Origin of the sequence: Saccharopolyspora erythraea, assembly GCF_018141105.1 — a bacterium.
Classification (GTDB): domain Bacteria; phylum Actinomycetota; class Actinomycetes; order Mycobacteriales; family Pseudonocardiaceae; genus Saccharopolyspora_D; species Saccharopolyspora_D erythraea_A.
Genome location: NZ_CP054839.1, coordinates 3812087 through 3823928 on the forward strand (window position 1 = coordinate 3812087; position 11842 = coordinate 3823928).

Sequence of the window (11842 nt, forward strand, 5' to 3'; positions counted from 1 at the left end):
ACGCGGGTCGGCCCGTCCGTGCAGGGCGGGCCACCCTGGTGTGCGGTTGGATGCCCGTTCTTCGAAACACCGGGGCTCACTCCGGTTCCGACCGCTGGACATTCCTGTTCCACTGTGGACCCTGTTTTCGGCTCGCTCACGCCTCGTCGCCAGTGGTGCTTTCCGGCGTCGCCCACCAGGGGTGGATGGCGTACCGAACGGGTTGTGAGCGCCGGTCTCGGGCGGCCGTCCGGCCGATCCGGTCACTACAGTGAGTCGGCGCTGTTCGACCAACCGTGCCGGTCGAGAACGGAGACAGCCGTGCCCGATTCCGCGAAGACGTCCACCCCCGCCGTCTCCTGGCAGCAGTTCGTCGATGGCTTCCCCGACGCCGAGCAGCGGCTCGTCCTGGGACGCGACCTCGCCGAGCACGAGTCGCGGCCGCAGAAGACCAATCTCGCGGTGGCCGAGAACGTGACGATCTACCCGCTGCTCGAGCGGTACGTCTTCGGCGATCTCGCCGGGTTGTCCGAGGACGGCCTGCGCTACGTCACCCCCTACGGCAGTCCCAGGCTGAGGGAGCTGATGGCCGAACGGCTGGAGAAGTCGCTGGCTCCGAAGTGGCCGGTCCCGGAGGTGCTGGTCCGGCCGGACGACGTCTTCGGCACCGCGGGCGTGTCCTCCGCGCTGGAGTGCGTCGCGCTGGCGCTGCGCGGCTCCGGCTTCCTGCAGGCCGGAGACGGGGTGCTGATCCCCGCGCCCTGCTGGCAGGGCTTCAAGTGGTCGTTCGAGCAACGTCCGCAGCTCCGCTGCGTGTACGCCCATGCAGGTGTGCCGGGAGATCCGGACCCGGTCAAGCGCTTCGAACTGAGTCTGCGGAACCTCGAGGACACCTACGCCACCGCCGACCCCGCACCCAAGCTGCTCGTCCTGACCAACCCGCACAACCCGCTCGGAGTCAACTACCGGAAGGACCTGCTGGAGGAGATCTTCGCCTGGGCGCTGGGAAAGGGGATGCACGTCATCTCCGACGAGATGTACCGCCATTCGCAGCTCGCCGGCAGCGAACCCGAGTTCGTCAGCGCGCTCGCGCTGGACGCGGTCCGTTCCGAGGCGGCCCGCGAGCGGGTCCACGTCGTCTGGGGACTGGCCAAGGACTTCGGTCTTTCCGGATTCCGCGCGGGGTTCATCGTCTCGCGGTCACCCGCGGTCCGCGCCGCGATGAAGGGCGGGGAGCAGCCGAAGGTGGCGTCGCTTTCCTGGTTCAGCCCCTTCGACTCGCTCAAACACCGGGTGGCGTTGCGGCTGCTGGAGGCGCGGGTCGACGGCCTGCCGTTCTGGGACGTCGCGATGCGAAGCTACAGCGAGCGGCTAACGGCGCAGTTCACCGCGGTCGAGGACGCGCTGGCCGACTGGGACATCGCGTGCGTGCACGGCGAGAACGCCAACTGCGCCCAGTTCCTATGGGTGGACCTGACCAGGTGGCTCGGCACCGTGGACACCGCCGCGAGCGACGGTGCCGGGATGTTCCCCGGAGCCGGGCGTTCGGAGGCGGCGCTTGCCGCCTACCTCGCCGACGCGGCCGACGTGGTGCTGCTGCCCGGACGGACGCTGTCGTGCCGCGACGAGGGCTACTTCCGGCTCTGCTTCACCGCGTACCGGCAGGAGGTCGTGGTCGATGCCGCGAACCGGATCGGGGAGGCCCTGCACCGGTTGTCCGGTTGAGCCGGGAACGGGCGCGCGGGCCGAAGCTTGATCGACAGTGGACGGATGGCGCGGCGAATTCGCCCGTCTCCGGGAACGGTTGCTCAGGTCGGGTGACTGTGTACTTCGTTGCACGACAGGACGCTGCTCCGTAGAAAGGATTCCTCCCGGGTTCGCTGGTGCGGCGACCGGATGTGGTGTCACTCTGGATCTCCTCTTCCCACTTCGGATGGAAAGTCTTCGAGAGATGGCCAACACCGCGCACTTCGTGAACTCGGCAGGCAGGCTCTTCCCGCAGATCGTCGTGCGCGACGATCGCGGCAGGACGGTCGCCGAGTTCGAGGTCCCGCCGTCGGTCACCCACCCCGCCGAGGCCGAGGCGGAGCTGCGGGCGGCGGGGTGGAAACGTGACGGCGAGTGGGGGACCACTGCCAACGGCTGGGAGGCCCCGGTCTCGCCGCTGTGAACCAGCGTCCCGGCTCCCGTTCGTCGCGGTCGTCGCGGTCGGAACGGCGTAGAATCACCGTTCCAGCGCCCTTTTTCCGCGGCGGCCCAGGTGTTGTCGCTGGGGCTGGTGGTGGTGATGTTGCGGTGATGTTGCGGATCAAGCTGTTGCTTTCGAAGTTGGCCGCCGCGGTGCTCGGCCTCTGGCGCAGCACGAAGCTCGTCGTGCGCCACGGCAGCCGGAAAGTCGCGCGACGAGTCCGGGCAGTGTCGTCGAAGCTCCGGAGCGGTCTTGGCGGCTCGTTGCGGGCGGTACCCGCGCGAGGGCGGTCCTTCGTGCACAGCATCGGATCGTCCTTCACCGCGCTGAACCCGCGTCGGCGCAAGCGGTCCGGTGGTGCTGCCCGGCGCCGGACGCGGTTCGGACCGCATCCGCGCAGACGGGCCACATAGGCGCCCGGTGTCCGCCACGCCCGGTGGCGGAGCCGGTCAGCCGGCGGCTTCCATCGCGCCGGCACCGCGAACCGCCGAGCGCGGGGTCACCGAGAGGTCCCCGGCGAAATCGCCGCGCAGCGTGGCCATGGCGTCCAGCGGGTAGTTCTGCCGCATCCGCCACGGCCACCGGTGTCCCTGGCGTGGGAACGCGTCGATCGAGCGCCGCACGTAGCCGGAGTCCAGGTCGAGCAGCGGCCGCTCGGCCAGCTTCCGGTCGGGCTCCGGGACCACCGCCGCGTAGCCGTGCCGGTCCATCAGCTGGAGGATCTTGCACACCAGGCGCGACGACAGGTCGGCCCGCAGCGTCCAGGAGGCGTTGGTGTAGCCGATGCACATGGCGAAGTTCGGGATGCCGGTCAGCATCGCCCCGCGCCACACGAACTGCTCCGACAGCTCGACCGGGCGCCCGTCGACGTGGGGCGCGATACCGCCGAAGGCCAGCAGCCGCAGGCCGGTGGCGGTGACGACGACGTCGGCTTCGAGCACCCGGCCCGACCGCAGCCGGATGCCCTCGGGCACGAAGGACTCGATGTGGTCGGTGACGACCTCGGCCCTGCCGCCGCGGATCGCCCGGAACAGGTCGGCGTCCGGGACCGCGCACAGGCGCTGGTCCCACGGCCGGTAGCTCGGGGTGAAGTGCTCCCGGACCGCCTCCGGGTCCTTGAGCACGCGGGTGCTCAGCCTGGTGAGCAGCTTGCGCGCGGCGTTCGGCCACCGGCGGCAGAACTGGTAGAAGCCCGTGGTGAACGCGATGTTCTTGGCTCGAAGGAGGCGGTGCGCCAGGTCTGCGGGCAGCACCGCGCGGATCCCGTCGGCGATGCGGTCCCGCCCCGGGACCGGGCTGATCCACGTGGGAGAGCGCTGCAGCATCGTGACGCGCGCGGCGTCCTCGGCCATCGAGGGCACCAGCGTGACCGCGGTGGCACCGCTGCCGACGACCACGACCCGCTTGTCCCGGTAGTCCAGGTCCTCCGGCCAGAACTGCGGGTGCACGACCGTGCCGCCGAAGGACTCCACACCTGGGAAAACCGGGTCGTGGCCCTGGTCGTAGTCGTAGTACCCGGCGCACGTGTACAGGAAGTCGCAGGTCAGGGTGCGCTGCTCGGAGCGGCCTGCCTCGTCGCGGACGTCGAGGGTCAGGGTCCACCGCGCGGTCCGGGTCGAGAAGTCCGCCGAGACCACCTTCGTGCGGTAGCGGATGCGCTCGTCGATGCCGTGCTCGGCGGCGGTGCGCCTGATGTAGCTCAGGATCGACGGTCCGTCGGCGATCGACTTCGCCTCGCGCCAGGGCTTGAACGGGTAGCCGAGGGTGAACATGTCCGAGTCCGAGCGGATGCCCGGGTAGCGGAACAGGTCCCACGTCCCGCCCATCGCCTCGCGGGCCTCGAGGACCGCGTACGACCGGCCGGGGCACTCGGTCTGGAGCCGGTAGGCCGCCCCGATGCCGGAGAGCCCGGCCCCCACGATGACGACGTCGAGGTGCTCCGGTTGCGGTGCGGTGGCGGTCATGGTCCCCAGTGTCCTGGCTGTTCGGGCTCGGCCCTTGACCCTACGCGACAAAGTTTTGACTCTGGACGACATGTCGATGATCCGCTCGGCCGGGTTGCGAGGGTTCCGCGCGACGGTGGCCGAGCTGGGCGGCCGAGCGGAGGACCACGCCAGGGCGGCCGGCCTGCCGGTCGCCGCGCTCGATGTCGACGACCTGCTGGTGCCCGATCACGTGCTGGCCGAGGTGCTGGAGATCGCCGCCGCCGAGCTCGACTGCCCCGACCTCGGCCTTCGCGTGGCCGCCCGCCAGGACCTGGGCATGCTCGGCCCGCTCGCACTGGCCATCCAGAACTCGCCCAGCGTCGGGGACGCGCTGGAGTGCACCTCCCGCTACCTGTTCGTGCACGCCCGCTCGCTGAGCCTGGTGCTGGAGGACGACCCGCACGGCGCGCGCGGGGTGGCGGCGCTGCGCTACGGTCTGCCGCCCGGGGCGCCGATCGCCGTGCAGGCCACCGACCTGGCCCTCGGTTTCCTGCACCGGGCCATCGAGTTCCTGGTGTCGGGGCCCTACGGCCTGCGCACCGTGGAACTGCCGCACACCCCTCGCTCGCTGCGCGCCCACGAGGAGTTCTTCGGCGTGGCCGTCCGGGCGGGCGGCAGTGCGCCGATGCTGCGGTTGCCGCGCAGCCTGGCCGCCCGGCCGCTCACCGGCAGCGACGAACGGGTGCGGCAATTGGCGCTGGGGTTTCTGGCCGAGCAGGCGCCGGGCGAGGTCACGCTCCTGGCCCCGCGGGTCCGCGCGGTGGTCGCGCAGTCGCTGGGCACGGCACCTCCCGAGATCGGTGCCGTCGCCAAGCTGATCAACATGCACCCGCGGACCATGCAGCGGCGGCTGGCGGGGGAGCGGACGTCCTTCGCGCGGGTCGTCGACGACGTGCGCAGGGAGGCGGCCCGGCGCTACCTGACGACCACGGACATGCCGATGAGCCAGGTGACCGGGATGCTCGGCCTCTCCGAGCAGTCCGCGCTCAGCCGGTGCTGCCGCCGCTGGTGGGGGAGCACCCCGAGCGCCGTGCGCAGGAAGGGTGCGGCGGACTGAACAGGCTTTGTTGATATTCAGTGTTGTATCTGAATACTGGTGTGTATCTTCGTTGCCATGTGGAAGATGCAGGCCACCGAACTGGCCGCGGCGGTGCGCTCCGGCGAGATCAGCGCGGGTGAAGTGATCGAGTCGCACCTCGAGCGCATCGCCGAGGCCAATCCCAAGTACAACGCCATCACCGCGTTGCTGGCCGACAGCGCGCGAGCGGCCGCCGCGGGCATCGACCGGCGGCGGGCGGCAGGCGAGCCGCTCGGCCCGCTGGCCGGTGTCCCGTTCACGGTGAAGGAGAACATCGACATCGCCGGCGTGCCGACCACGCACGGCGTGCCCCGGTTCCGCGACAGCGTCGCAGCCGACGACGCGCCGCCGGTGGCGCGGCTGCGCGCAGCCGACGCCATCCCGATCGGCCACGCCAACATGCCGGACATGACCATCGGCGGGTACACCAACAGCCAGCTCTTCGGCGAGACGCTCAACCCGTGGGGCACCATCCGCGACCCCAGCGGCACCAGCGGCGGCGACGGCGCGGCGGTCGCGTCGGGCATGGCCGCGGTCGGACTGGGCAACGACTCGGGCGGCTCGGTGCGGGGTCCGGCGCTCAACGGCGGGATCACCGCGCTGAACCCGAGCTACGGCCGTTTCCCGATGGAGCACCGCATCGGCGGTCACGAGCCGGCGCTGGCCTCCCAGCTCCTGCCGAAGGACGGTCCCATCGCCCGGTCCGTGCACGACCTGCGCACCTGCTTCGAGGTGCTGGCCGGCACCGACCCGAGGGACCCGCGCGCGGTCCCGGCGCCGCTGGACGGCCCGCCGCTGCCGGGGCCGATCCGGGTGGCCGTGGTGGCCGATCCCGGCGGGTGGGGAGTGCATCCGCGGGTCAGGGCCGCGGTCGACCGGGCGGCCGGGGTGCTCTCCGACGCGGGCTACGAGGTCGAGGAGACCGACGTGCCACGGCTGGCCGACGCGCTCGAATGCTACGGCAAGCTGGTGACCAGCGAGTTCCGCTCGTCCTGGCCGCGGATCCGCCCTCTGCTCACCGATGGGAGCGCCCGTCACATGGAGCTGAGCATGCGGCAGGTGCCGCAGACAGGGCTGGAGGAGTACCTGCGGGCAACCGCCGACCGGCACGCGATCCTGCGCGACTGGGCCCGGTTCCTCACCGGGTTCCCGCTGGTGCTCGGCCCGGTCTCCACCGAGCCGCCAGGGGACGCGGAGGTGCTCGACGCGGAGCAGAACAAGCGGATCGGCCTGGCGATCCGGCTGTGCACGGCCACGACGTTCGCGGGGGTTCCCGCGGTCGCGGTGCCGACCGGGGTCGACGACGGCGTGCCGATGGGGGTGCAGATCATCGGCGGACACTTCCGGGAGGACCTGTGCCTGGCGGCGGCCTCGGCGGTCGAAGCCGCACTGGGCACCTTCACGCCGGTCGGATGAGGAGCGGCGGCGGTCTCGGCGAGGCCGTCGCCCCGCTTCCGAGAGCTCCACATCGGACCGTCCGGAAAGCGCTACGCGCGGCTCACCCGGTCCGGCGCAAATTTCGATATGGCGGGAATAAGGCGCGATGTCAGGCTTCGGGCGCCGCGTGCGGCTGCACGGCGCGCGGTGACCAGTCGCTCGCGAAGCCCACGGAGGAAGACCCCATGACAGCCCGGAGTTCGATCGGCCGCCCGGACCGCGCGGACCTCATCTCGCTGGCGGACCTGGAACTGGCCGAGATCCGAGAGATCGTGCGCAGCGGGGTCGCCCACGCCGAAGGTGCCAGGACGGGGGAGCCGCTGGCCGGCGCCGTGATCGGGGTCTACTTCCGCAAGACCTCCACCCGGACCCGCACCGCGTTCTCGTCGGCGGCCCTGCGGCTGGGGGCCAGGATCATCGGCTACGGGCCGGGGGACCTCCAGCTCAACACCGGTGAGACCGTCGAGGACACCGCGCAGGTGCTGTCCCGGATGCTCGACGGGCTGGTCTGCCGGACCGCGGGTAGCACCGAGGAGCTGCGGGCGCTGGCCGCGCCGCCCGGGATGTCGGTGGTGAACGCGATGAGCGCGCACGAGCACCCGACGCAGGCGCTGGCCGACCTCACCACGATCCAGCGCCACCTGGGCGCGGTCGACGGTGCCCGGGTCCTCTACGTCGGCGAGGGAAACAGCACCGCGGCGGCGCTCGCGCTGTCGCTCACCCGGTTCGAGGGGACCGAGCTGCACCTGCACACCCCGCCGGGTTACGGACTCGAACCGCACGTGCGCGAGCAGGCCGCCCGCTACGCCGAGGAGTCGGGCTCGGTGTTGCGGGAGAGCGAGGAGATGACCGGCCTGCCCGCGGAAGCCGACATCGTCTACACCACGCGCTGGCAGACCACCGGCACCACGAAGCCGGACCCGGACTGGCGGTCGGTGTTCGCCCCGTTCCAGGTGGGCGGTGAGCTGCTCGCCGGGTATCCGGACGCGTGGTTCATGCACGACCTGCCCGCCCACCGCGGCGAGGAGACGACCGCGGCCGTGCTGGACGGGCCGCGGTCGATCGCCTTCGATCAGGCCGGCAACAAGATGTACAGCGCCATGGCGGTGCTGGAGTGGGCACTCACATCGCGAACCTGAGCTCCCGCTTCCCTCCCGCGGCCACCAGCCGGGGTGGCTTGGGCCGGGCCGCCTCGGCGGTCCGCTCCTCGGCGCGGTGCAGTTCCCGCGCGAACGCCCCCAGCAGCGGCAGGAACCGGTAGCAGGCCTCGTCGGTCTCCAGCCCGTCCACGCCCTCCAGCAGGTGGGCGTCGACCAGGCTCTCCAGCATGTTCTCCGCTTCGCCGGTGTCCAAGCGCAGAAGGGTGGCAGCGTCGTGCAGGCCGAACTCCGCGGTTTCCAGCCCGCCCAGCAGGCGGAACATCCGTGCCGCTTCGGGCGCCAGTCGCCGGTAGCCGGTCTGGAAACGCCTGCGCAGGCTCTGCTCGCCGTGCTCGAGGTGGTCCAGCCGGGTGCGCGGGTCCCGCATCCGGCTAGTCAGCCGCTGGATCGGCCAGTGCGGTTTGGCGATGAGCTTGGTGCCCGCGATCCGCAACGCGGCCGGGATCCGGTCGCACAGCTCGGCCAGCTCCCGCAGCGCGCGGGGTTCGGCGGCGGCGCGGTGGCCGACGAGCGCGCCGAGCATCTCGGCGGCCTCCTCGTGCCCGACCGGTTGCACGCGCAGCCACAGCGAGGTGTCGATCAGCTCGCTGATCTGGTTGCGGCTGGTGATCAGCGCCCTGGCGCCGGTGCCGCCCGGGATGACGTGGCGGATCTGCCCGTAGGACGCGACGTTGTCGAGGACCACGAGGACGTCGCGCTTCTGCGTGAGCCCGCGGTAGAGCGACTTCGCGTCGTCGAGGTCGCCGGGGACGTCGCAGGCTGCGATGCCGAGCTGGCGCAGGCAGCTGTGCAGCACGTCCACCGCGTCGGAGTCCTGCGGCGCGCGGCAGCAGTCGTGGAGGTTGACGTACAGCACGCCGTCGGGGAACCGGTCGGCCGCGCGGTGCGCCCAGTGCACGGCAAGGGCGCTCTTGCCGATGCCGGCGCTGCCGGTGAGCAGGCCGACGACGCCGGGCGGCCGGTGCAGCAGGATGTCCAAATCGGACAGCTCTCTCTCGCGCCCGCAGAAGGCGGAGATGTCGGCGGGGAAGGTACCGGCGGGGATGGCGGTCGAGCTCGCCTGGCGCTGCCGGGAGGGCAGCCGCACCGACGGGTCGTCGCTGAGGATCGCCTCGTGCAGCTCCTGCAGGGTCGGACCCGGCTCCAGGCCGATCTCGTCGATGAAGTGCCTTCGCGCCTGTCGGAAGGTCTCCATAGCCTCGGCGCGCCGCCCGGCGCGGTACTGGGCGAGCATGAGCTGCGCGCGGGTCTGCTCGCGCAGCGGCTGCTCCTCCACGAGCGTGGTCAGCTCGCTGATCAGCTCGCGGTGCCTGCCGAGCTGCAGATGCAGCGCGGTGCGCTCCTCCTGCACCACGAGCTTCTGCTCCTGCAGCCGCTCGACCTCGATCTCCACCACCGCCGACGAGATGTCGCACAGCGCGCGGCCCCGCCACAGCGCGAGGGCGGCGTCATAGGCCTCGGTCGCACGCTCGAACTCCCTCCTGGCGGTGAGGGAACGAGCTTCGGTGAGCCGGGCCTGGAAGGACAGCACGTCGAGTTCGTGGTCGGCGCGGCGGAGCATGTAGCCGGGAGAGGAAGTCAGCACCACGTCGTCGCGGAAGCCCGCCGAGCGGAACGCCTTGCGCAGTTCGGCGACGCAGATCGCCACCTGGGTGCGGGCGGTGGCGGGAGGGCGGCCGTTCCAGATCGCCTCCGAAATGCGGTCGATCGAGACGACTCGGTCCGGATTCAACAACAGCATGGCCAGCACGATCCGCTGGCGAGGTCCTCCGACCGCGATCCTCCTTCCCCGGTACTCCAGGTGCAAGGGCCCGAGAAGCCCGAATTCGAGACGATCCGTCATGTGTCTTCCTTCTGCTGCTCCCCCCAGTAGAAGCAGCTGTCCGTGCGCTTTGCGTGGCCCCCCAAGGCCGAACCCCCAGTGTGTCCCGAGCGACACGCGGTTCACTCTAACGGGCCATCAGAAGGGGTCGTTGCCGAAGTGACGTCCGCGCTCGCCGATCGGTTTCACCCCGAAATCCGGGCAGTTGGCATTTATCGGGCGTGCAATGGGGCGAATGGCGCGACGACCTGGACCTGTTGCCATCGCGAACAGTTGCCGGAGGGGAAATTCTCATCCGGTTCTCAGGGGATCGATAGGGATCCGATAACGAAGGCAGGCTTATATGGGAATCATGGGAACGGACGCTGCCCGCGGCGACGACGCGCTGGCCGCGGCGGGCATCGCCGAACTGCGGTCGGCGCTGGCCGGGCGGCGGCTCAGCGCGGTGGAGCTGGTCGGATACCACCTCGACCGCATCGATCGGCTCAACCTGCGCGGTCCGCAGCTGCGCGCCGTGCTGGAGACCGACCCGCGAGCGCTCGAGATCGCCGAGGAGCGCGACGCCGAGCAGCGGCGGGGGCAGGTGCGCGGACCGCTGCACGGCATCCCGGTGCTGGTGAAGGACAACCTCGAGACCGCGGGAGGGCTGCGGACCACCAACGGCACCACGGCGCTGCTCGGCGCGCGCCCTGAGCGCGACGCCACCGTGGTGGCCAGGCTGATCGAGGCGGGTGCGATCGTGCTCGGCAAGACCAACAAGAGCGGCTGGATCAGCGGTTCCGGCGGTTGGAGCGCCCGTGGCGGCCAGGGCCGCAACCCCTACCGGCTCGACCGGTCTCCGCACGGGTCGAGCTCCGGATCGGCGGCTGCGGTCGCCGCCGGGCTCAGCCCCGCTGCCCTGGGCACCGAGACGATCGGCTCGATCCTCGGTCCGGCCGGGGTCAACGGCGTGGTGGGGCTCAAGCCGACCGTCGGGCTGACCAGCCGGGCGGGCATGATCCCCGGGGTCCGGAGCCTGGACACCGTCGGGCCGCTGTGCCGGAGTGTGGCCGACGCGGCCACCGTGCTCGGGGTGCTGACCGGGGTCGACGAGCGCGACCCCGCCACCGGTGCCGGCGCCGGCCGGTTCCGGCGCGACTACCTGGGCTGCCTGGAGAGGGCGGAGCTTTCAGGCGTCAGGATCGGCGTGCCGCGGGAGTCGTTCTTCGGCTACGACGACCACGCCGACGCGGTCGCGGAGGAGGCGATCCGGGTGCTGGCCGGGGCCGGTGCGGTCATCGTCGACCGCGCCGACATCCCCAGCCTGCCGCGGATGCTGTCCGAGGAGGGGCTGATGTTCGCCCAGTTGCAGGAGGTCAAGCACCACGTCGACGCCTACCTTGCCGCGACGCCCGGTGAGCACCCGCGCAGCATCGCCGAGCTGATCGCCTACAACCGGGAGCACGCGGAGACCGAGATGCCGCACTTCGGCCAGGAGACGCTGGAAATGGTCGACGCGCTCAGCGGGGACCTCGCGGACCCGGCCTACCTCTCGGCGCTGGCCACCATGCGCAGGCTCGCCCGCGACGAGGGGATCGACGCCGTCATGTCCGAGCACCGGCTCGACGCCCTGGTCGCGCCCACCGGCGGACCGGCGTGGAAGATCGACCACGTACACGGCGACCCGGACGCGCGCGGCAGCGCCCTGGTGCCGGGGCTGGCCGGCTACCCGGCGATCAGCGTGCCAGCCGGAGCGGTGCGCGGACTGCCGATCGGGATCACGTTCATGGCCGGGGCGTGGAGCGAGCCGGTGCTGCTGCGGCTGGCCCACGCGTTCGAGCGGTCGCACCCGGCGTGGTTCCCGCCCGAGTTCGCCCCGCCTTCGGTCGGCTGAGCGCTCACGCGGTCTCGGTCAGCAGCTTGTGCAGCTCCCGGATCTGCTCCTTGAGCGCATTCAGCTCGGTGCGCATCTGATGCGTTTCGGAGGCGATCCGGGTGGACTCCTCGTTTCGCAGGCGGTACTCCTTCTCGAGCCGCATTCGCTGGATCCGGGCCAGGGTCAGCAGGCTGAGCAGCAGCGTGCCGGAAGCGATGAGCAGGCTGATGATCCCGGTGTCCAGGTTTCCCATTTCAAGTCCTCTCCGAAGGGCTCGTCGGCGCGGGATGCTACTGCACCGGTGAAGAGTCGCACGCATGCGCGCGAAGCCCGGAAAT

General features: G+C 71.2%; 9 protein-coding genes. 6 read left to right on the forward strand and 3 right to left on the reverse strand.

What is annotated here, in order from left to right; translation table 11 throughout:
• Positions 1 to 300 precede the first annotated feature (300 nt).
• Both HUO13_RS17490 and HUO13_RS17495 read left to right on the forward strand, forming a co-directional pair.
• The gene (locus HUO13_RS17490; protein ID WP_211902372.1) at positions 301 to 1704 is read left to right on the forward strand and encodes a pyridoxal phosphate-dependent aminotransferase; all 1404 of its coding nucleotides are present in this window, start codon (positions 301 to 303) and stop codon (positions 1702 to 1704) included.
• Positions 1705 to 1912: 208 nt separating this feature from the next.
• Complete coding sequence (locus HUO13_RS17495; protein ID WP_249124961.1) at positions 1913 to 2149, forward strand: hypothetical protein; 237 nt, start codon at positions 1913 to 1915, stop codon at positions 2147 to 2149.
• Positions 2150 to 2616: 467 nt separating this feature from the next.
• Here the strand turns inward: HUO13_RS17495 and HUO13_RS17500 are convergent, their stop codons facing one another.
• On the reverse strand, positions 2617 to 4131 hold the full coding sequence (locus HUO13_RS17500; RefSeq protein WP_211902373.1) for a flavin-containing monooxygenase: 1515 nt from the start codon (positions 4129 to 4131) through the stop codon (positions 2617 to 2619).
• Positions 4132 to 4201: 70 nt separating this feature from the next.
• Here HUO13_RS17500 and HUO13_RS17505 point away from each other — a divergent pair, with 70 nt between their 5' ends.
• From HUO13_RS17505 to HUO13_RS17520, 3 genes are all read left to right on the forward strand, one after another.
• Positions 4202 to 5209 (forward strand): AraC family transcriptional regulator, encoded by a 1008-nt coding sequence (locus HUO13_RS17505; RefSeq protein WP_211902374.1) that lies wholly within the window; start codon positions 4202 to 4204, stop codon positions 5207 to 5209.
• A 57-nt stretch (positions 5210 to 5266) separates the two neighbouring features.
• On the forward strand, positions 5267 to 6646 hold the full coding sequence (locus HUO13_RS17510) for an amidase (RefSeq protein WP_249124964.1): 1380 nt from the start codon (positions 5267 to 5269) through the stop codon (positions 6644 to 6646).
• A 206-nt stretch (positions 6647 to 6852) separates the two neighbouring features.
• On the forward strand, positions 6853 to 7806 hold the full coding sequence (locus tag HUO13_RS17520; RefSeq protein WP_211902376.1) for an ornithine carbamoyltransferase: 954 nt from the start codon (positions 6853 to 6855) through the stop codon (positions 7804 to 7806).
• Here HUO13_RS17520 and HUO13_RS17525 read toward each other — a convergent pair.
• Positions 7790 to 9670, reverse strand: a complete 1881-nt coding sequence (locus HUO13_RS17525) for an AfsR/SARP family transcriptional regulator (RefSeq protein WP_249124966.1) — start codon at positions 9668 to 9670, stop codon at positions 7790 to 7792. The two genes, HUO13_RS17520 and HUO13_RS17525, sit on opposite strands and share 17 nt — an antisense overlap.
• Positions 9671 to 10001: 331 nt before the next feature.
• On the opposite strand from HUO13_RS17525, the gene HUO13_RS17530 reads away from it, so the two are divergent.
• Positions 10002 to 11522, forward strand: a complete 1521-nt coding sequence (locus tag HUO13_RS17530; protein ID WP_249124971.1) for an amidase — start codon at positions 10002 to 10004, stop codon at positions 11520 to 11522.
• A gap of 4 nt (positions 11523 to 11526) precedes the next feature.
• On the opposite strand, the gene HUO13_RS17535 is transcribed toward HUO13_RS17530, so the two are convergent.
• The gene (locus tag HUO13_RS17535; protein WP_211902378.1) at positions 11527 to 11757 is read right to left on the reverse strand and encodes a hypothetical protein; all 231 of its coding nucleotides are present in this window, start codon (positions 11755 to 11757) and stop codon (positions 11527 to 11529) included.
• Between the last annotated feature and the right edge of the window lie 85 nt (positions 11758 to 11842).